At 61.8% G+C, this 20,044-nt stretch carries 17 protein-coding genes; 7 read left to right on the forward strand and 10 right to left on the reverse strand.

Annotation, left to right across the window (positions count from 1 at the left end; translation table 11 throughout):
- Nucleotides 1-57 precede the first annotated feature (57 nt).
- From IAE77_RS18005 to IAE77_RS18025, 5 genes are read right to left on the reverse strand one after another with little or no spacing between them, the layout of a single operon-like run.
- Nucleotides 58-1,077 (reverse strand): MoxR family ATPase, encoded by a 1,020-nt coding sequence (locus tag IAE77_RS18005; RefSeq protein WP_294229397.1) that lies wholly within the window; start codon nt 1,075-1,077, stop codon nt 58-60.
- A 17-nt stretch (nt 1,078-1,094) separates the two neighbouring features.
- Entirely contained in the window at nt 1,095-2,462 is a 1,368-nt protein-coding gene (locus IAE77_RS18010) for a DUF4350 domain-containing protein (RefSeq protein ID WP_294229402.1), read from the reverse strand.
- The gene (locus IAE77_RS18015) at nt 2,459-3,880 is read right to left on the reverse strand and encodes a hypothetical protein (RefSeq protein ID WP_294229407.1); all 1,422 of its coding nucleotides are present in this window, start codon (nt 3,878-3,880) and stop codon (nt 2,459-2,461) included. The genes IAE77_RS18010 and IAE77_RS18015 overlap by 4 nt, the downstream gene beginning before the upstream one ends.
- 4 nt (nt 3,881-3,884) lie before the next feature.
- On the reverse strand, nt 3,885-4,856 hold the full coding sequence (locus tag IAE77_RS18020; RefSeq protein WP_294229409.1) for a stage II sporulation protein M: 972 nt from the start codon (nt 4,854-4,856) through the stop codon (nt 3,885-3,887).
- A complete protein-coding gene (locus IAE77_RS18025) occupies nt 4,853-5,596 on the reverse strand; it encodes an RDD family protein (RefSeq protein WP_294229412.1) in 744 nt (247 codons plus the stop codon). The genes IAE77_RS18020 and IAE77_RS18025 overlap by 4 nt, the downstream gene beginning before the upstream one ends.
- Before the next feature lie 139 nt (nt 5,597-5,735).
- Between IAE77_RS18025 and IAE77_RS18030 the strand changes: the two genes are divergently transcribed.
- A complete protein-coding gene (locus tag IAE77_RS18030) occupies nt 5,736-6,254 on the forward strand; it encodes a DUF5362 family protein (protein ID WP_294229415.1) in 519 nt (172 codons plus the stop codon).
- Here the strand turns inward: IAE77_RS18030 and hemW are convergent, their stop codons facing one another.
- Nucleotides 6,255-7,343 (reverse strand): radical SAM family heme chaperone HemW, encoded by a 1,089-nt coding sequence (gene hemW, locus IAE77_RS18035; RefSeq protein WP_294229418.1) that lies wholly within the window; start codon nt 7,341-7,343, stop codon nt 6,255-6,257.
- A gap of 347 nt (nt 7,344-7,690) precedes the next feature.
- On the opposite strand from hemW, the gene IAE77_RS18040 reads away from it, so the two are divergent.
- The 4 genes from IAE77_RS18040 (at nt 7,691) to IAE77_RS18055 (ending at nt 10,666) form a co-directional block, all read left to right on the forward strand.
- Nucleotides 7,691-8,929, forward strand: a complete 1,239-nt coding sequence (locus IAE77_RS18040; protein WP_294229421.1) for an IS110 family transposase — start codon at nt 7,691-7,693, stop codon at nt 8,927-8,929.
- 122 nt (nt 8,930-9,051) lie between these two features.
- Nucleotides 9,052-9,651 (forward strand): tRNA (guanosine(46)-N7)-methyltransferase TrmB, encoded by a 600-nt coding sequence (gene trmB, locus IAE77_RS18045; RefSeq protein WP_294229425.1) that lies wholly within the window; start codon nt 9,052-9,054, stop codon nt 9,649-9,651.
- 7 nt (nt 9,652-9,658) lie between these two features.
- The gene (locus IAE77_RS18050; RefSeq protein ID WP_294229427.1) at nt 9,659-10,342 is read left to right on the forward strand and encodes a rhamnogalacturonan acetylesterase; all 684 of its coding nucleotides are present in this window, start codon (nt 9,659-9,661) and stop codon (nt 10,340-10,342) included.
- 63 nt (nt 10,343-10,405) lie between these two features.
- Entirely contained in the window at nt 10,406-10,666 is a 261-nt protein-coding gene (locus IAE77_RS18055) for a hypothetical protein (protein WP_294229429.1), read from the forward strand.
- 1 nt (nt 10,667) lies between these two features.
- On the opposite strand, the gene IAE77_RS18060 is transcribed toward IAE77_RS18055, so the two are convergent.
- Complete coding sequence (locus IAE77_RS18060) at nt 10,668-11,114, reverse strand: SufE family protein (protein WP_294229431.1); 447 nt, start codon at nt 11,112-11,114, stop codon at nt 10,668-10,670.
- Nucleotides 11,115-11,116: 2 nt separating this feature from the next.
- Entirely contained in the window at nt 11,117-12,097 is a 981-nt protein-coding gene (locus tag IAE77_RS18065) for a PmoA family protein (protein WP_294229433.1), read from the reverse strand.
- Nucleotides 12,098-12,197: 100 nt separating this feature from the next.
- On the opposite strand from IAE77_RS18065, the gene IAE77_RS18070 reads away from it, so the two are divergent.
- Together IAE77_RS18070 and IAE77_RS18075 are read left to right on the forward strand one after the other, a co-directional pair.
- Entirely contained in the window at nt 12,198-13,040 is an 843-nt protein-coding gene (locus tag IAE77_RS18070; RefSeq protein ID WP_294229435.1) for a TIM barrel protein, read from the forward strand.
- A 294-nt stretch (nt 13,041-13,334) separates the two neighbouring features.
- Nucleotides 13,335-13,619 (forward strand): hypothetical protein, encoded by a 285-nt coding sequence (locus IAE77_RS18075; RefSeq protein WP_294229437.1) that lies wholly within the window; start codon nt 13,335-13,337, stop codon nt 13,617-13,619.
- Nucleotides 13,620-13,644: 25 nt separating this feature from the next.
- Here IAE77_RS18075 and IAE77_RS18080 read toward each other — a convergent pair whose 3' ends face one another.
- Complete coding sequence (locus tag IAE77_RS18080; protein WP_294229439.1) at nt 13,645-19,380, reverse strand: PVC-type heme-binding CxxCH protein; 5,736 nt, start codon at nt 19,378-19,380, stop codon at nt 13,645-13,647.
- A 38-nt stretch (nt 19,381-19,418) separates the two neighbouring features.
- Nucleotides 19,419-20,000, reverse strand: a complete 582-nt coding sequence (locus IAE77_RS18085) for a GNAT family N-acetyltransferase (RefSeq protein WP_294229441.1) — start codon at nt 19,998-20,000, stop codon at nt 19,419-19,421.
- Nucleotides 20,001-20,044 lie beyond the last annotated feature (44 nt).

The following is a 20,044-nucleotide window of genomic DNA, read 5'->3' on the forward strand; positions in this document are numbered from 1 at the left end:
CTTCATTCGTCATTCGTCATTCGTCATTCGTCATTCGTCATTCGTCATTCGTCATTCTCAAACCCTCGGCGCTTCAATGGTCTTCAACAACGACGCCAGCATGTCATCCACCGTCTGGCCGCTGATGGCGATCTCCGGCGCGAGCTGCACGCGGTGCCGCAGCACGGGCAGCACGGCCCGTTTCACATCCGAGGGAGTGATGTAGCTGCGTCCTTCCAACAGCGCATAGGATTTGGCCACGCGCACGAGACTGATCGCGCCACGTGTTCCGGCACCGAGCGAGATGGCGCTGTGCTGGCGTGTCGCACGCACGATGCTCACGGCGTAATCGACCACCTGATCCACCGCCTGCACGGCCGCAGCCTCTTCTTGCGCGGCAATGATGTCCTGCGGCGTGCAAACCTGCTGCACGTCAGCAGGCGACAGTCCTCCACCTGAGGCACGGGAGGAAACCGCCTTCACCACCCAGGTCTCATTGAGCGTGTCCGGGTAATCGATCAGCACCTTGAGCAGGAAACGGTCGAGTTGCGCCTCCGGCAGCGGGTAAGTTCCCTCCTGCTCGATGGGATTCTGCGTGGCGAAGGTCATGAACGGCGGCGCCAGCGTGTGGCTCTCCCCATCGATGGTCACCTGCGCCTCCTGCATCACCTCCAGCAGCGCGGACTGCGTCTTGGCCGGAGCGCGGTTGATTTCATCCGCCAGCAGCAGGTTCGCGAACACCGGCCCGCGCCGCACGCGGAAGGTGCTGCTGCTCATGTCAAACAACGTGTGCCCGCACACATCGGACGGCATGAGATCAGGCGTGAACTGGATGCGCCGGAAGCTGCCGCCAAACGTGCGTGCGATGGCCAGCACCAGATGCGTCTTCCCCAGGCCCGGTTTGCCTTCCAACAGCACGTGACCACCGGCCAGCAGCGCCGCGAGGACTTGATACAGCACGTCATCCTGGCCCACGAACACCTGCCCGACCGCGGCACGGATGTTCTGGAAGACAGTCGTGCTCCTGGGCAACGAAGGCGGCGTGTAGGCTGCGGGAGGCGCATACGAGCCGGGCGTTTCAGTGGGGATCGGGTTCATGGGTGTGTGGATGGGATTCAAAGCGCACGACGGATGGCCTGCAGGTCGCGCATGAGATTGACGAAGTTGTGGGAGCTGTCGGGCGGCGGCACTTCAAAGGCGGCAACGACACGTTTCCCCGGCAGTCCGGTGCGGCGGGCGATCTCATCAGCCAGGGCACCTCCCATTTTGCGGCTGCCGTCGTGGAGGGAACCGTGCAGTTCACGCACCCGCTCCCACACCGCGTCACGTGCGGCATTCACCAGCAGGCCGCCACGGCGCATGCGCCAGAAAAATTCGCCCAAGGAGCCGACGTGGCTCGCAAAGTGACGCGTGGAGTCGAGTTCGACCTCGGCAAGCGGCCCGAAACGTGGCATCTGCTGCCACAGCCAGAAAATCAGGCAGGCACCCAGGGCGATCATCGCCATCCAGCCGTGTTCCCAGAGCAACGTCAGGAAACTGCCGGACGTGGCGGCCACGAACAACACCTCACGCGCGCCATTCTCTTCCACGAGCGCCGCCAGCCAGAGCGCATGATCACGTTCGCCGATCCAGCGGTTGCGGAAAGCGCTCGCGTGGGAAAGCAGCGTGATGCTGCCCATGCCGTTCTTCAGGTGCAGCGCCAGCGATTCGTTCTTCGATCCGGCGGAGAACTCCCCTGGCCGCAGCTTGCGTTTCAAGACGAGATGCTGGTAGCCGCCGAGGCTGAGCTGGAATTTCTGACCGTTCCATTCCACCTCACGGACGGATGGGATCCACTTCTCGTCATCTTCATCCTCGTCGTCGGCGTCTTTGTCCTCGTCCTTGCTCGACTTCTTTTCCTTCTGCTTGCCGTCTTCTTTCTTCTTGGCCGGCTTCTCGGCCTTTTTGCCCTCCATCAGACCCCCAATCGCCTCTTCGGCCAGTTTTTTGAGCTCATCCTCTTCGACGCGCTTGATCACGCCGACTCCGAGCCGTTCCAGAATGGGATCTTTCTCCTCCTCCAGCAGCATGGCGGCGATGAACGACCCGAACTGCGTCTGGAAGTCGTTGTAAGCCCGTGTGCCGCTGAGGCAGTAGATCAAGTGGCCGCCATTGAAGGTCCATTGCAGCAACTGTTTCGCCCGCCCCTCCGGCAGGCCGCCTTCACCGGAAATGAGGATCACCGCGTCGTGGTCGGGCAGCTTCGTGAGCGACTTCGCACTGCGTGCGTCGTGACCCAGCTCATCCAGCAGCCGCTCGGCGGCCAGGAACGGATTCACCCGCGCCTTGCCCTTGTAGCCCGTGGTCTTCTCCACGTCCTTCCAATGCCCTTTGCAGCCGCAGAGAAGCAGAGGGCAAAGGGCAAAGAACAAGGCGAAGCGCACCGCACCGCGGCCATGCAGCCGCTTCTCTTCGCTCTTCGCCCTTGGCTCTTCGCGTTTCACGCCTCGCCTCCTTTCTCCACAAACGGCCACTGATCGCACAGGCTCTTCATTTCCTCGTCGGACACGGGTAGCACCGCGTAGGCGATCTGCACCCAGGCTCCGGTGAGCTGCTTGAAATAGCTCGCCTCGGTCTTCTCGCCGGCCTTCAGCACATGCACGAGGCAGTCCTCCTCCGTGTCGCTGTCAGAGATCGGCACGTGACGTCGTGTGACCAGCCACGAAAGCGATCCGCGATAGAGCAGGCTGAGCGCCTCTTTGAAATCGCCGGCGGCCCACGCCGCGCGAGCGGCGGCCACGATGTCGTCCGGCAGGCTCTCGCGCGTGATGTTCAGGCCCATGATCACCTTCGGCGCACGCACCGGCGCCTTGCTGACGCCGCGCGTGACGAACATCTGCCGGTTGTTCACGAGATAAATCACCAGCCATACCACCAGACCGACGATCACCAGCCAGAACAGCACCTCGCCGATCACGCCGAGGAAATCCAGTTTGGGAACAGTGGGAAGGTCCGGGGCATCGAATTCGGGCACCCACTCCTTGGTCTTGATCTTGTGCACCTCAAAGGCGGGATCTTTGAGCACCTCCTTCACGACCTTCGCAGCATCCTTGCCTTCTGCCTCCTGTGCGATGGCCTGACCGCCGCTGAACGCGAAACAAGCGATCAAAACCGCCGCGGCACCACTCAATCGCGTGGCCATGCGGCGGAAGGCCAGCTCCACGTCCCACCCCTCGATGCGGGTGCGGCAGTTCAGATACAAGGCGAAGCCCGCACCGACGTAAAACGGCTCCACCAGACTCACGACAATCATGTGACAGGCAGCGCCCCACCACAGGAAGGCATCCGGGATCGTGTTCTCGATGTCGAATGCCTGATACAGCCCGTTCCAGTCCGGCTGGGCCGATTCCGGCAGCAGCTCGTAGGTGCCCCACATCAGTCCGAGCCAGGCGACGAGTTCGATCTTCGAAAACGCATAGCTGAGCGAGGAGCCGGAGCCGCCGCCGTCCATCGCCAGCGTTTTGACACGACGATTCGCCGCCGAGCCGCGCAAGCCCTCCAGCATCTGCGCCGGCATGGCAAAGCTGCGGATGAATGAGAACCGCCGCCACAGCAGCGCGGGCAGGAAATTTGACAGCCACAGGCGAGGCCAGGCCTTCCACGTCTCGACAAAGCCCGGACGCACTCCGAATGCCGCCCGGCTCAGAAAATACAGCGGCACGCGGCCGTAGAGCGGTTTCAGCCACCACACGACCAGCGGAATCCACTCCGGCGCTGACCGCAGCAGCACGCACACCGCCGCCCACAGCGGGAACACCGTGCTGGCCCACAACAGCAGCAGGCGGCCGAAGTCACGCCGCACCATGGCACAGCCGAGATCCACGGCCTCCCACGGCTGACGCGGCCGCAGCACGACAGTCATGTCCTCAAGCCGCATCCGCCTGCCCCCTTCCGCTGAAAATCAAAAACACCGCCAGCACCACCCAGCACAATCCGCCCGCCGTGAACTTCATCACCGGCGGCAGGTTCAGCGGCGACCAGAAGGCTTCCAGCACCGCGGCGATGCTCGTCAGCACGGCCGCGCCGACCAGCAGCGGCAGCGCCTTCCGCCCCGCCAGCACCAGGGCCGCGCGTCGCTCCAGACGGCCCGGCCGCAGCACCGACCAGCCCACCCGCATCCCCGCCATCGCCGAGATCACCAGCCCGGTGAGCTCCGGTGCGCCGTGGGCGATCACCCAGGTGTAAAGCGTCATCGGATTGCCCGAGTAGTGCACGTAACCGAACACCGCGCCGAGGAAGAGCGCATTGAACAGCAGCGCAAACAGCGAACCGACACCACCGACGATGCCACCGGCGAAGGTTTTGAAGTCGATATCGACATTGTTCCAGATGTAGAAGCAGAACGCGGCGAATCCGCTGCCGAAGCTCTCGCGCACGTAGTCGGACGGCTTGCTGCTCTCCCCATACATGCTCTCGACCTGCGCCATGCCGTCCGGCCCCAGCAGTGCCATGGCCCATTCCGGATGCGATGGCGTGATCAGGGCGATCAAAACCGCCGGCAGATAAAACAAGGCCGTGAACCACCAGAACAGCCGCCACTCCTTCCGCACCGCTTGTGGAAACTCCACGATGAACAACCGCACGAATCCCTCCCATCCGCCGGAGCTGTGCCGCTCCAGCACGCGGTAGCCGCGGATCGCCAGCGCATTGAGCTGCTGTGTCAGCCGCTGCGGGCTCATGCGGTGCTGTGCCACGCTCAAATCATGGCAGACCTGCCGGAAGGTGGCGGGCAGCTCCTCCACATCCTCGCGCGGCTTGCCGTATTCCACATCCGTCAGCAGCTTTTCCAGCTTCTGCCAGCGCGGTTCGATGTGTTTCTCAAACTGGGCAGGTGTCATGATCGGAACAGCGGGGCTCCCTTCAGTGGCGGCGGCGTACCGCGTTTCTCCTCCGGCTCCTGCAGCCAAAGCGCCATGCCGCACAGGCGGCGCAGCCCCTCCACACCCGGCGCCTGGGTCAGAGGCTCCGCCACAGCGGCCAGCTCGATGCGGCGTTCATCGGCCCACAGCGGCGCACGTTCGATGAATTGCAGCAGCGCCGCCTGCTCCTCACGCGTCAGCACCTGCGCCGGCGCACGACGCTCCGCACGGATCTCCGTGACAGCGACCGGCGCTGGCGGCGGATCGGCGTAGGTCACCACCGTGTTCGCCACCAGGTCGCCCAGACGCTGGAAACGCTTCGTGAACAGCATGCAGATGATTCCGGTCAGGTAGAGCGCCGGCATGAAATCCACCACGCGCAGAAAATTCCGCATCACCGCCTGAGCCAGCGTCACCGGGCCGCCGGTCATGCTCATCACCCGCAGTTTCATCGAGCGCTGACCTGGAGTGGCGCCTCTCGCACCGGCCTCGAAGATCACATTGTAAAACCACTCCATGAAGAACATGAACAGCAGCATCAAACCGGCCGTCAGCTCCATGCCCAGGCCCGGCAGCACCAGAAAAATCGCCGCGATCCACACCACCAGGTAGATCCCCAGCCGCACCAGCAGGTCGATCGTGTAGGCCATGCTCCGCACCGCCGGACCCGCCACGCGCAGTTGAATCTCCACGCCATCCGCGAGTTCGACTGGTTGCAAGGTGTCCGCGCGTGCCGCTGCCATCAGCCATAATCAAGCGGGTGCGTTTGATTTTGACAACCACCGAATTTTTTTCGTAGCCTCCGCTCACGACTGGCCGATGGCCGGTCGGCGTCTCACCTCCAAACCTCTCCACACCATGGAAAACCCTGCCAACCCCTACTCCACGCCCGTCGCCAACCTTTACGGAACCGCCACCGGCAATGGTGCGGACGCCGTCTCCCCCGGCACCATCGCCCAGCTCGCAGGGACCAAGCCCTGGGTGCGCTTCATTTCGGTCATACTCTGGATCGGCATCGCCTTCATGATCCTCGGTGCCATCGGTCTCGGCTCGATGATGGCTTTCGGCTTTTCCCAGGCCAAAAACAGCCCCTTCGGCGGAGCGGAGATGATCGTGATCGTCGTGATGTACGGCATTTTCGCCTTCCTCTACATCTACCCGGCGGTGAAACTCTGGGCTTACGCCAACCGCATCGCCAGCCTCAGTTCCACACGGTCCGTCGCCGATCTCGATGCCGCCCTGACCGAGCAGCGCCGTTTCTGGAAGTTCATCGCCATCCTGGCGATCATCATGATCTGCCTCTACATCGTCTTCATCATCGGCATGGTCGGCTTTGGAGCCACGGCGGCGATGAAAGCCGGTGCCTTCCCGAAATAATCATCCCATCAAGGCCACCGCAATCGGATCGACGAGTGGTTTGCCCGCGCGCGTCAGCCGCACGAACTGCTCGTCGAACTCCAGCAAGCCTTGATCACGCAAAGTCCCCAACATTTGGCGCGACTCCGCGTTGATCAAATCCAGCGGCAACCCGCGTGCCATGCGCAGCTCCAGCCCAAAGCGCTCCGTGCGCCGGTTTTCCGGGGTGATCTCCTCCACATCCGTCATCGTCGGCTCACCAGCCAGCGTCATCGCAATGTAGCGGCCGGTGTCAGGCACACTTTTCCAGCGTCTGCCATTCACCGTCGAAAACGCCCCGGGACCGATGCCGATATAGTCCTCACCGAGCCAGTAGGCCTCATTGTGAACGCTGCGAAAGCCCGGTTTCGCATAATTCGAGATCTCGTACTGCTCGTAACCGTCCGCCGCGAGCATGTCGATCGCCAGATGGAAGAACTCCACGTCCTTGCCCTCATCCGAGTGAAACTCACCGCTCTTCAGGCGGCGGAAAAAGTCCGTGTCCTCCTCATAATTGAGGTTGTAGGCCGAGATATGGTCCGGCCTCGACGCCAGAGTGTATTGCAGCGTGTTTTTCCACTCCTCCAGGCTCTGTCCCGGCACCGAAAACATCAGATCAATGTTCAAACTCGGAAAACGCGTCTCGCACAGCACGCCCCACGTCTCCTCGGCCTGCGCTGGTGAATGATCACGCCCCAAAGTCTTCAGCGTCTTCTCATCCCAGGCCTGGATGCCCAGCGAAACCCGCGTCACGCCCAGATCGCGCATCATCGCCGCCTTCGACGCCGTGATGTTCCGCGGATTCGCCTCCATCGTGAACTCCACCACCTCCGAAACATCCACACGCTCGCGCAGCCCGCGCAGCAGCCGCTCCAGGTGCGTCTCGCTCAGCATCGTCGGCGTCCCGCCGCCAAAAAAGATCGTCCTCGGCTTCAGCGGCTGCTTTTCCATCTCCATCAGCACCGCATCCACAAACGCCGTCATGTCCGTCCCGCCCGGCGTGTGCTTGTGAAAGCTGCAATACGGGCAGATGCGGTGGCAGAAGGGGATGTGGATGTAGAGGTGATGCAAGGCGGTACGTTGTTCACGCTGTTACCCGTTCCGAAGTTGTTCATCAAGCGGCGGGAAAGGCGTCACGTTCAAAACGCCAGCCGCCGCCGGTTGTGAACAACTTCGCCGCGGCGAAAACCGCGGTGGTGGATAAGCTCCCGAAGTCCTCCGCCCGGAGGATCCGAGAGCGCCTGCCGCGCGACACGGTCCGTTCACGCTCGCCTCGCGAAGGCTCGCTGAAGAACACCGGTCCGCGCGCAGGCTCCCGCCCAAGGTCTGATAGAACTCCAGCTCATGAAGCTCCTGTAACAGCACGACCCCGCGCGGGGGCTGCGGCAGCCTCCCGGCCCACGCAACCCGCACCACCCATGACCCATCCACAACACACCCACTTCGCCGGCTTTGACTGGGCCGGCGACCACCACGACGTCATCATCGTGGACTCGGCCGGCGTGCTCGTGGCGGACTTCCGCTTCGATCACAGCGCCGCCGGCTGGCAGCAATGGCGCGATCAAATCGCCGCCTGGCCTCATCTCGGCGTCGCCATCGAAACGAGCTTCGGAGCCGTCGTCGAGCAGCTCATCGACTCCGGCGTCACCGTGTATCCGGTGGCACCCAGCAGCGCCAAAGGCTACCGCCAGCGCAAGTATCCCGGCGGCACCAAGACCGACCGCCACGATGCGTGGGCGCTGGCCGGCGCGCTGCGCACCGACGGCCATGCCTGGCGTGCGCTCAGCGCCAAAGACCCCATCATTGAGGAATTGCGCATGCTTTGCCGTGACGAGATCGCGCTCATCGAGGAGCGCACCGCCTTGGTCAACCAGGCGCGTCAGGCCGCGCGCGAGTACTACCCCGTCGTGCTCGAGGCCTTCGAGGACTGGACGCTCCCGAGCACCTGGGCCTTCATCGAGAGCTTCCCCGACACACAAGCCCTGCTCAAGGCAGGCAGGCGAGCCTGGCAGAAGTTCTTCCACACCCACAAGCTCCACCGGGCCGAGGCAGTCCAGCGACGCATCGCCACGCTGGAGGCCGCCGGGCAATGGCGCATCGCCGAGCCCATGGTCAAAGCCAAGCGGCTCTACCTGCTGACCAAGACGCGGCAGTTGCGCGCTTTGCACATCCAGCTCGAAGAGTATCGCCGCCGCATCGAGGCCGTCTTTGCCAGTCATCCTGACAGCGGCATGTTCGGCTCGCTGCCCGGAGCCGGAGCCAAGCTCGCCCCGCGCCTGCTCGGAGAAATCGGCAGCGACCGCGCCCTGTATGCCGACGCGCACAGCCTGCAAAGCGTCAGCGGCACCGCGCCGGTGAGCTACCAGACGGGAAAACTGCACAAGGTGCAGATGCGCCGCGCATGCAACCGGCACCTGCGACACACCATGCACCTCTTCAGCGACCTGAGCCGCGCCCAGTGCGCCTGGGCCAAAGTGTATTACGACGGGCTCAAAAGCCGTGGCAAAACCCATGCGCAGGCGCTGCGCAGTCTGGGGCAGCGCTGGCTCAACATCATCTTCCGCATGTGGCAGAATCACACCCGCTACGACCCGGAGCTTCACACGCGCAATCAACTCCAGCACGGCTCCTGGGTGCTCCAGCACACCCCCTCATAACCCATCTTCAACATCTCACGACTATGCGAACAACACTCTCCAAATCTCCACTTGCAACAGATAGAACTTCTTTAGCGTGATTTGTGCGGATGACACGCTAAAGCGTGAACAACGTACTCTGCATGCAGTCCCTCTTCGTCCCTTCCGACCACTTCCGCGAACTCACGCCCACCGAGATCTTCCCCGATCCCACGCGTCCGCTGGAAATCGACCTCGGCTGCGGGGACGGCACCTTTCTCACCGGCATGGCCGCACATCATCCGGAGCGCGATTTCCTCGGCGTCGAGCGCATGCTGGGCCGCGTCAGTAAAACAGCGAAGAAGATCGATACGCAGAAACTGCCGAACGCCCGCATCATGCGCCTCGAAAGCGCCTACAGCGTCGCCTGGCTGCTGCCGCGCGGCAGTGTGTCGCGTTTGCATCTGCTCTGTCCCGATCCATGGCCGAAGAAGAAGCACGCCGCACGCCGCCTCGTGAACCAGGCGGAATTTCTCGACGGCCTCACGCGCATCCTCAAACCCGGGGGCGAGTTCCTGCTCAAAACAGACGATCAGCCCTACTTTGAAGAAGCGCTGCTCAGCCTCGAATCCCGCGCGCATCAGTTCGAACGCCTCGACTGGCCTGCCGACGCCTTTTTTTATCCCCGGACCGACTTCGAACAGAGCTGGCTGCACATCGGCCGCGTGATTCATCGTGCGAGATGGCGTCTGATCACGCGTTGATCGCCGCATGTTTCGTCGTTCACTCCTCGTCCTCGCCTGCACCCTCGTCTCAGCACCCGCCGATGAAACCCGGACACGGATCGCCCTCGCCGGTGATTCAACCGTGACCGACAAGGCCGGCTGGGGCGCGGCCTTCGCCAAGCTGCTGTCACCCGGTGTCGAATGCCTTAATTTCGCCCAGGGAGGCCGCAGTTCGAAGAGCTTTCGCGATGAAGGCCATTGGAAAAAAGTGCTCGATGCGAAACCAGCCTTCATTTTGATCCAGTTCGGTCACAACGACATGCCCGGCAAAGGGCCGGACCGCGAAACCGACCCGGCCACCACCTACCAGGAGAACTTGATCCGCTACATCGCCGAGGCACGCGCCATCGGTGCGCGGCCTGTCCTCGTCACCTCGCTCGCACGCCGGGTCTTCAGCGGGGACAAGATACGCGGCGAGCTGAAGCCCTGGGCAGACGCCGCCGCGAAGGTGGCCGCCCAGCGGGAGGTGCCGCTCGTCGATCTTTTCGCCCGCAGTGTCGAGCTGCACAACAGGCTCGGTCCTTCCGCATCGGCGGCCTTCAATCCGGCCTCCAAACCAGGCAGGACGGACGGCTCCCATTTGAACGAGCATGGCGCGGCCGTCATCGCCAACATCATCGCTGACGAGATGCGCAAACTGGGCACTGACTACGCCAGGCTGTTGAATTGACCCACCCCGGCAGGTTTTGCTTGGCTCCAAAGGTCAAATCCGGTAGAACCGCAGACACAAACCATGATCGAAGTCGAAATCTATGCCCCCGGCGTGCGGTCAGAAGCCGCAATGATGCAGCTCCGCAATCAGATGGACCACTTTCCCCGCGTCCGCTACAAGGTCGATGCCCGCCACGACCTCGTTTACTTCGAGATTGATCGTCCCGGCGACATCAACCAGCAGGAAATCGATCAAATCTTCGACGCCATCGATCTCCAGGCCCGCTTTGTCGGCCAGATCCCAGAAGAACTGCGCAGCGGACAGACATCAAAACTGTCCTGAGTCAGCTTTGGCCTGCCAGCAGCGCCCTGGCTGCCTGCTTCATGCGGCCCAGCACGTAATACACCGTCTGGCTGCGCAGCCGCACCAGTTCCGCGCCGATGATGCGCGGCACAAAGTCCTGCGGCACATCGATCACCTGCTGTGCAGTGCACCGATCCAGGCCGCGACAAAGGATCGTCGTCAGCGCCCGTGTCAGCGTCTGCACCTTCGGCCCCAGGCTGATCGCAAAACGCAGGCTTCCGTCCTCGCCACGCCGCACGTGCACGCCCACCGTGTCCGTGCATTCCGCGTCCTTCCGCACGTCTTCGAGATCGAAAGACTCCCCCTCCTTCGGCGCATGTTTCGCCGCCTGTGCTGCCAGATCGATCAGATTCTCCCGCCGCTCGCCTTCCGGCAGCGATTCGAAAAAGACGATCAGTTCATCCAAAGCGGCGGGATAGGCCTGCATGCTTACTTGTTCACCGGTTTCGGCGGATTCAAATCGACCACCGGCATTTCCACGAACTTTTTCCAGTGCGCCTCGCTCTGCTCCTGCGTCGCCACGCCGTCGTGAACCCACAGTGCGTAGCGCACGCGCAGTTTCTTCTCCTCCGTTACCTCCACCGGCGTGTCCAGGCTCAGGCAGCAGCCCATCCAGCCGTCGTTGCGCACGTGGAAGGCCGTCGGGTTGTGCGGATTCATCGGGTGATTCATCAAGGTGATGCCGCCAAAGCCATCGGCGTCATTCGTGATGCGCCCGCTGTAATCGCACCAGCGTGCCGGCTTGCGGAACACCTGCTCCTCATTGAGCTGGCCCTCGGAATTCAAGATGCGCCCGCCGCCGTCATGCACGCCGATGCTCTTCGCCATGCGCACCGCGATCAAACCGAAGCCCGTGGCGCCAAATGTGGTCGTCTTGCCCTTCGGCGGCGTGAATTCCATATCCACGATCATGAACCAGCTCTTCGCTCCATCCTCAGGCCGCACTTCTGTGCGCCGCACTTCGATGAGTTGAATCGCTTTGTCCGCCTCGCTGATCCAATGGTTCACCATCCGCATCGACGCATAGTCGTCCGTGTCCTCGTAGCCTTCGCGCGACACCTCCACATTCACGATGCGTCCCTGCTTCTTCGCGTAATCGCCCCAGAAATCGAGGCCGTTCACCAGGTTGTGCGTCACCCACACGCTGTTGTGGTGCGAATGCGTCAGCGGATCATGCGGATGCCCCATGCGCGTCAGGCTCACGTCCCGCGATGCACGAATCGGATGGCAAAACGGCCGCATGTCCAGCGGATCGAAATGCATCGCCGTCAGCTCACGCCCATCGAGCTGGAACGACGTGATGTGATGCGGCATCGGCACAGCCTGCACATGCGGAATCGGCTTTGCCGATGGCAACTGCGCTGAAACAGCCGTCGCTGAGGCAAGAAGGAGGCAAAAAGCTTTCATCATCACCTCCAAACGCCCGGCTCAGACCCTTTTCCATTCTCAATTTTCCATTTTCAGTTCTTCCATTCTTCTTCGCTCCCGCTACGCTCATTGCCCTCAACCCATGAAGACGCTTCTTCTCTCCCTTCTGCTCATCGTTCCGACTTTCGCCGCTGAAATCGGCGAACACGCCAAAGTCGGCCAGTTCTACGCCGGCTGCCAGGCCTACAGCTTCCGACTCTACACCGTCTTTGAGGCCATCGACAAGACCGCCCAGGCTGGCGGCAAGACCATCGAGTTTTATCCCGGCCAGAAGTTCGACGACACCGCCAAGTGGGACCACAACGCCACGCCGGAGATGATCGACAAGGTGATGAAGCACCTCGAAGCCAAAGGCCTCACCGCCGTCGGTTACGGCGTCGTGAAACTCGGCAAGGATGCCGCCCAGGACCGCAAGGTGTTCGAGTTCTGCAAAAAAGTCGGCATCAGCATCGTCGTGACCGAGCCCGATGTGGCCGGACTCGACGGCATCGAGGCCCTCGTGAAGGAATTCGACATCAAGATGGCCATCCACAACCATCCCAAGCGTCCGCTCGACCGTGCCTACATGTTTTGGGACCCGAACTATGTCCTCGGCCTCGTCAAAGATCGCGATCCCCGCATGGGTGCCTGCGCCGATGTCGGTCACTGGGTCCGCAGTGGCCTCGATCCCGTCGAGTGCATCAAGATTCTCAAAGGCCGCATCTTTGACAGCCACATGAAGGACCTCACCGAGTTCGGCAATGTCAAAGCCCACGACCTTCCCTTCGGCCAGGGCAAGAGCAACATCGCCGGCATCCTCGCCGAATACGCCGCCCAGGGCTACCCCGGCCCGCTGCACTGCGAATACGAGCACAACTGGGAGACCAGCGTGCCTGAGATCACCCAGTGCCTCGAGTTCGTGAAGAACTGGAAGCCGGCGAAGTAATCACGACGCATCCAAGGAGCGGGGCTTGCCAAGCCCCGCTTTTTTGTGGTCTCATCACACGACCTCACGAAAAGCCTCATGCCGGTTGCTGAAACAAACCAAGGATCACTGCCTGCCGCCAGTCGCCGGGCCGCTGGGTGCCTTTTTCTTCCCGGTTGCCTCGGTGGAGTCGTCGCTGTGATCCTGGCACTCTCGATTGTTGCTCATGCCCTGGCATTGATCTGGTCGATCGCGACTGGTCAGCCCCTTCCGCTGTTCCCCATTCAAAATGCACCTCGCGAGTGGGCGAAACTCGTGTGGTTCCTCCTCTCGTTCTTCGCCTGGCAGGCGATTCGCGCAGGAAAACGTCAGGCATGGGTCTATTGGCTCACCCTGCTCTCCCTCGCAGGCTGGATCGGTCTCGCATGGACCACGGATTCCTTCAGTGTCCGGCTCGGCTCGTTCACCGAAACGCCGCAGGAGGCCGCTCGCAACGGCCAGTGGCTCGCCACCATCGTCATCGGGCTGTTTCTGGCCCACTTCACCTTCAGTCGAGACAACCGTCTCTACTACGGCATCTCCCAGCCAAAGCAGCCTTGAGCACTGGGTGGCACTGCTGCAAAAATCATCGCGGCTGCTTCAAATACGCGATCAAATCGGCCAGCGACTGCGGTGTCATCGCGGCTTCGAGGCCTTCGGGCATCAACGAGATGCCGGCGCTCTTCAAGGAGGCCACATCGCTGCGTAGGACGGATTTGGTGATGTTTCCGGCCATTTTCAGCGTCAGGCTCGCGCTCGTTTCGGTGGCGATGACGCCGTAGAGCTGCTCGCCGCTCTTCAGGGTGCAGTGGTAGGCCATGAAGCCGGGCTCGATGATGGCGCTGGGGTCGAGAATGGAGTTGAGGAGCTTTTCGGCGTCGTGCTGCGCCACGCTGCGCAGGTCCGGGCCGAGTTCGATGCCCACGCCGTCGAGTTTGTGGCAACTGATGCACACGCTCGCGAAAACGTTCTTCCCGCGTGCCGCGTCGCCCTGGAGCTTCAGCGCCGGTTTGAACTTCTCCACCACCGCGGCCCGCGTGGCGCTCGTGGAGTCCGCGAAGACCTTCTCCGCGAGGCTGGCGATGTTTTTCTTCGGATGCTTCATCAATCGCGCCCGCGTCGCCGCGTCGGCGGATTTCGCCTCGGGCCGTTTCAGCAATGCGAGTGTCCACGCGTCATTCGAGAGCAGCGTTTCGAGGATCTGCACGCGCAGCGCCGGTGTGCGCTGGTCCCAGCCTTCGAGCAAAAACTGCTCGCCACCCTGCGGTTGCAGCTTCGAGACGAGCCGCAGCACCTCCGTAGGCGCAGTCGCCAGACTGCGGGAGTCCGGCGCGTTCGTGGAGCCGTCCGGCCGCACTTTGGCAAGTGCGCCTACATCGACGCTCTTCGCCCAAAGCTCCGGCAGCAGCGCTTTCACGCGATCCCGATGCTCGCGATCCGAGGCCAGCAAGGCCAGCGATTCCATCGTCGGAGCCGTTTGGATCGAGTCGGCGGCCTGTTGCAGCCTCGCCGCCATTTTTTCGACTGCTTTACGCGCCTTGGCATCCGTGACCTGTTTCGCGAAAGCCGCCAGCGAGAGGTTCTTCTCATCCAAAACGGCCAGAAGCTCCTCCAAGCCCTTTTGTGCATCCATCCGCGTCACGAGCACCGCGATGGCTTTTTCGTTCTTCGTCGCCAAAGCGCAGCGCAGGAGCATCGCGAATGATTTGGCATCCGCACGAGCACAAACTCGCTCCAAATGCGGCAGCACCGAGCTCAACGCCGCGCCTTGCAGCGGTGAACCCGCCTCCGCGCTGTTCAGCACCTCCGCGAGCAAATCTCCCGCCCATTCGAACTTCAGCTCGCCGAGCGTGCAGGCCAGTTGGAGCCGCACTTTGGCATCCTTGTCGTTCACCAGCTTCGCCAGCGCCTTTTGGAGTGGCGACGAATCGTCGCCCTTCCATTCGATCTTCTCAGCCATTTGAAGTGCTTGTTCGTGGACGCGTGCAGTAAGTGTATCCGTTGGCTGAGTATATCGAAGCAGAGAAAGACAATTGTCTCGATGAGGTGCCTGGCCTTGAGTAAGAAAATATGTCCACGCCAGTTGGGCCTGTATGATACCACTCGGAGGATAGATTGATAAATCATCAGGCAACTCACCTCCATAAACTGCCATCATCTGCGCTTTGTCCCTCAGCCACCCATTCGGCGAAGCAAAGTAGTAATCTCGCTCCGTCGAGATGAACGGGACGCTTCCTTTGCCGGACGCTTTGCCGCTTTTGGACGCCGTTTGCTCATCTCGCGGAGCGAGATGGCTACTTTTCACCACCCGCCAAATCCTCCCCTTATCATCCCCTTCGCGGTAATGCGGCAGAAGCTCCTCTTTGCCGCTTTGCGGCAGCCACTGCGGATGCTCGATCATGTAGCGATACATGTCGGCGACCCACAGCGCGCCATCGGGGCCGGTGCGGACCATGACGGGACGGCACCAGCGGTCTTCGCTGGCGAGGAAGTCGGTAGGCGCAGTCGCCAGACTGCGGGAGTTTGACGTGTTGGCGGAGTCGCCTTCCCGCGCTTTGGCAAGCGCGCCTACATCCACCGTCGCTTTGAACGTCACGCCGTCATCTTCCAAAACGATGTGCTGCACGACGTTATGAAACGGCTCGCAGGTGAAGGCGTGCGTTTTGCCGTCGTTGAAGAGCTTCACATCGCGATACACCTCGATGCCGCAGGCGCTGGTGAAGCGTCCGGCCTGGTCGAAGCTGTGGAAGCGCTTCTCCATGCTGCTGGCGGGATACACGGGCGGATTTCGCGGGAAGAGCTGATGAATCGGGTCCGGCGGGATGACGTGTGGATTGCGGCGCAGGTAGTGATCCTGCAGGACGTAGTGCCAGAGCGGGAAACTGTTCTGCACGCCGAACCAGTGGCCCCAGTCATCGCGGGCGCGACCGAACTGCGAAGGGCCGGTCTGCGGATCAAACTCGCCGGTGTCCGGCTTGAAGCGGAAGTCGCGGCTGCCGAGGTCGATCTTCTCGCCGGTGAGCTTGCACTCGATTTGCGTGCCTTTGTTGTAGCCGCCGTGATGCGCACCGGCGGCGCAATACACCCAGCCATCCATGCCCCAGCGCAGGCCGTTCACGCGGAGCTGCTGATTGCCGGTGCTGAAGCCGGTGTAGAGCACTTTCTTTGTGCCATCGGGCGAAATGAAAAAGATGTCCGGCGCGGCGGTGACGATGACGCCTTCACGCCAGGTCAAGATGCCGGTGGGATAGCTCAAATCACTGACGATGACGTGGCGCTTGTCGTAGCGGCCGTCGTGGTCGCTGTCCTCCAGCCGCACGACGCGTCCGCCGGCCTTGCCATTGCCGTCCATACCGAGCGGGTAGTCCGCCATCTCGATGACCCAAAGGCGGCCCTGCTCATCCCAATCAAACGCGACCGGATCGAGCACCACCGGCTCCGCCGCGACGAGTTCGATGCGGTAACCCTCGCGCACATGCCACTTCTTCGCGGATTCTTCGGGGGAGAGGGGTTGGGTATCTGTAGGCCGGGTCTGTGACCCGGCATTTTGCGCTCGAACAGCCTGAGCCGGGTCAGAGACCCGGCCTACAGCGGGCAAACCGGCGACCTCCACCTTTTCAAACGTGCCTTCCAGCGGCGCGAAGTCATCGCAGCGTTTGCCAAAGAACAATTCCTTCGCGCCGGGCGCGGTGACGGGCAGTTCGGCGTCGATCTCCACCTTGCCATTGAGCGTGACCTTCACACGCGAGCCGAGTCGCTCCAGCTTCACGTCATTCCATGTGCCCGGTTCGATGACCGTCGTGCCGCGCACGATTTGCGAGGCCGCATTGCCATTGAAGACGAACAACCGGCCCGGCGACGAGTCCTTGTAGCTCCCGCCGATGCCAAGGTGATCGCCCGGCGCTTGATGATCGCCCTTCGGCCCGCGTGAGATGAGGTAGGCGGTCACGGCGCTGACGTTGTTGGCCTTCGTGTTCCTGAAGCGCATCGACGCGGACCAGTTTTCGGAATGTGGTGCAGTCCTCTGGACTGCGTCCTTCTGAGCAGCCGAGACGGCTGCACCACGCTTCTTCCGCTCCGCCCGCGAAACGGCCCGCTTCGCATTCTCCTCGCCCACTTTCGAGATGTTCCAAAGCTTCGCGATGAGTGAAGGCTCGATCACGTGATCCCAGATCGTGATCTCATCGAGCCGGCCTTCGAGTTCTTGGCCGAAAAGCACCTCATCCGCCGCTTTCCCGGCCTTTCCGGTCAAAACGGGCTTCTCGGAGCCATCGAGATGCACACGCACGTTTTCGCCATCGCGGATGAGCACGGCGAAATGCCAGTCATCGGCGAAGAAAGTAGTCATGGGCTTCAGCCCGTGACCGTTGCCTTGGCTGGTAGCGTTTGCGTTTGCCGTGTTCGTTGCGTCCGTCGAGCTAAAGCTCTGGACTACATTGCTGTCGCCGCTCGCCAGCTCCAGTTGCACCGTGTGATCCGGGAACTGATGCGCCTTCAAGCTGACACCCAGCGCATTGATCAACTCGCCTGTGCGATCACTCGCGCCGCTTTCGTGGCCGAGCCAGAACCAGAGGGCGATGGAGGCATGTCGAGGAGCCACAGACTCGCCAGTATAGGCTTTGATCGTCTCGAAGTATATATCCCGCCAGTTATGCTCAATCGCTCCTTCGACAATCTGCAAACAGCGATTGATTTGTCCGGGAATGCAAAACGGGGAGTCGGAGAGTGCAGATTCATTCCCATATCCCAGACCGCTACCTGGTCCCGGAAGATACAATGCTAGCTTCTCATATCCGACCGAGAGCCCTTTGTAATAGGGTCGCACTTCATTTTTCAATGACTTGCCAACGTCCTCGCAGCGGAAGTAAACGATTGGATTCGATTCACGAACGAGGTCAAAGAACAATCCATTCTTCGCAACTCGGTAGAGATCTCTTTTCCCAGCCAATTCACCGATGATATTTAAGAGTTGTGTGACCATTCGCGACTCAGCAAACTCATGCAAACCCGCTGTTCTGGCCGGCCAGGTCGTGTAGCCACCCAACTCATGTTGCTCCATCGGCGGAATGTAGCCTTCTGCGCCGTTCGCCAGCTCAATGTTGAAGTGCGTCTTGAAAGGAGACCACTCGCGTAACTTCAACCCCGTGATCGCATAAACCTCGTTCGGCAGCGTCGCGATGCTCAGATCGCCAATCCGTATCGCTTGCAGTTTCACGCTGGTCTTTTGCCGCTCATGCAGAATCAGCGCCTCTCTCGCATAGACTTCCTCTTTGGTCTTCGGCAGGTCGTTCTCGATCTTCGCGGCGATGGGGCGGGCCCAGGCGAGGCGTTTTTCGTCGGGGACGCGGTAGTTGAGCTCGAGCGTCTTCTCGACCATACCGAGCGGGGCGTGGTCGGCATACGTCACGGTTTGCAGGGCTTTGATGGCGCTGTCGGCGACCTCGGAGGCGTAGGTGTCGATGGTGATCGTCTTTTTCTCCGCGCCGTAGTCCATCCACATCTGGTCGCCGCTGGTGCCCTGGCTCATGGCGCAGACGAAGGGACCGTTGCCATCGCCTTGCTGGCCCATTTTCGCGGCGAGGTGTTTGCAGAAGAGGCCGAAGTAGTCGGCGGAGACTGGCGAGGTGCCAAAGTAGTGCTGCGAGTAGTTCGCGAGCACGCCGAGCGGTTTGCCATCGGGTGTTTGCAGCGCGATGACGCTGAGCTGCGGGTCCACCGGGCCGCTGGGGCCGACGACGTCCTTGCTGAGGTAGCCGGGGTGCATGTTTGCGCGGCCCGTGGGCTGGCCGAAGGGATCGACGACCTCCTTGCCCGGCAGGCGAATCCAGCGGCGGTTGTGCGTGTGCTCCCAGTCATCGAACGAGCCCCAGCCGATGCGCGCCGGTTGCAGTGCCTTGTCCGCCGCCACGATGGCCTCGGCGATCTTTGGCGTGAGGAATTTCGCATACACGGTGTCCTTCCGCGTGCCGAGGCAGCCCATCGCGGCCGGGGCGGAGTGCGTGTGCGTGGCGCTGACCATCATGCGGTCCACCGGGATGCCGCACTGCTTCGCCGCGATGCCTTTGGCCTCATCAATGAGCGGCTGCTCCATCATGCACGTGTCCACGATGGCGAAGGCGATCTTCAACTTCCCGTCATCGAGCACAAAACTGCGCACGAAGAGCTTGTCCGCGAGCTTTTCGCCCCGTCCTTCGAGAAATCCGCCCGCGATGATCCGCGGGAACTCCGTGGGCGAAATGTCCACCGTGGCCACTCCGGCACGAAAGGTGGCCGCGGAGGCGAGGGTGGTGAGAAAAGCGAGGCAGGTGAGAACGAGCTTCATGGCGTGCGAGACCATACGCTCTGCTGCGCGAAGATTGCTCAATCTCCCGCGCCGGTGTTTTCGATGTCGGTGGTCAATTTCATGCCCATGAGTACATACGCGTGCGTCCTGGCCTGCATGTCCATGACATAGCCGGGCAGGCGCATCAGTTCATCGAATCCGGATTCGCGAAAGGCACGGATGGCGAGCTCACGCTCCGCATTGAACTCCGCCTGAAGATGCGAGAGGCCGCAATGCCGCGCCACGTCGATGATCTCGCGAATGAGCATGCCCGCGAGCCCCACGCCGCGATAACCCGGATGTGTGAGCAGATGCGTCATGCCGATGTGGCGCTTCCAGCCGCCGTGACGCTGCTCCAGCGTGGCGAGTCCGATCACCTGACCGTCCGCAAACGCCAGCAGCGGCAGCCGCGCATCGTAATCGACATCCGCACACCACTCTTTGACCAGCGCCGGGTTGTCGAGCCGCTGCTTGATGAACAGCCGCTCAAACTCCGGCACCTCATGCAGGAACTTCATGAAGCTTGCGTCATCCGAAGGTTCCAACGGCCGGATCATGCACTGCACGCTGGTTTCCAGCGGATAACGAACCGGGTATTTTTCGAGAGCAAAGTCAATCATGGAGGTGAACGGGGTTCACCCGCCCTCCAGCATCGGATGTGCCA

The sequence above is a fragment of the Prosthecobacter sp. genome (assembly GCF_014879935.1).
GTDB lineage: Bacteria > Verrucomicrobiota > Verrucomicrobiia > Verrucomicrobiales > Verrucomicrobiaceae > Prosthecobacter.

What these genes read in the sequence shown, in the direction of transcription:
- IAE77_RS18020 (WP_294229409.1), bottom strand. Translation starts at nt 4,856, where the DNA reads ATGACACCTGCCCAGTTTGAGAAACACATCGAACCGCGCTGGCAGAAG.
- IAE77_RS18005 (WP_294229397.1), bottom strand. Translation starts at nt 1,077, where the DNA reads ATGAACCCGATCCCCACTGAAACGCCCGGCTCGTATGCGCCTCCCGCA.
- IAE77_RS18070 (WP_294229435.1), top strand. Translation starts at nt 12,198, where the DNA reads ATGAAGACGCTTCTTCTCTCCCTTCTGCTCATCGTTCCGACTTTCGCC.
- IAE77_RS18050 (WP_294229427.1), top strand. Translation starts at nt 9,659, where the DNA reads ATGTTTCGTCGTTCACTCCTCGTCCTCGCCTGCACCCTCGTCTCAGCA.
- IAE77_RS18060 (WP_294229431.1), bottom strand. Translation starts at nt 11,114, where the DNA reads ATGCAGGCCTATCCCGCCGCTTTGGATGAACTGATCGTCTTTTTCGAA.
- IAE77_RS18040 (WP_294229421.1), top strand. Translation starts at nt 7,691, where the DNA reads ATGACCCATCCACAACACACCCACTTCGCCGGCTTTGACTGGGCCGGC.
- IAE77_RS18030 (WP_294229415.1), top strand. Translation starts at nt 5,736, where the DNA reads ATGGAAAACCCTGCCAACCCCTACTCCACGCCCGTCGCCAACCTTTAC.
- IAE77_RS18055 (WP_294229429.1), top strand. Translation starts at nt 10,406, where the DNA reads ATGATCGAAGTCGAAATCTATGCCCCCGGCGTGCGGTCAGAAGCCGCA.
- IAE77_RS18080 (WP_294229439.1), bottom strand. Translation starts at nt 19,380, where the DNA reads ATGAAGCTCGTTCTCACCTGCCTCGCTTTTCTCACCACCCTCGCCTCC.
- IAE77_RS18085 (WP_294229441.1), bottom strand. Translation starts at nt 20,000, where the DNA reads ATGATTGACTTTGCTCTCGAAAAATACCCGGTTCGTTATCCGCTGGAA.
- IAE77_RS18065 (WP_294229433.1), bottom strand. Translation starts at nt 12,097, where the DNA reads ATGATGAAAGCTTTTTGCCTCCTTCTTGCCTCAGCGACGGCTGTTTCA.
- IAE77_RS18015 (WP_294229407.1), bottom strand. Translation starts at nt 3,880, where the DNA reads ATGACTGTCGTGCTGCGGCCGCGTCAGCCGTGGGAGGCCGTGGATCTC.
- trmB (WP_294229425.1), top strand. Translation starts at nt 9,052, where the DNA reads ATGCAGTCCCTCTTCGTCCCTTCCGACCACTTCCGCGAACTCACGCCC.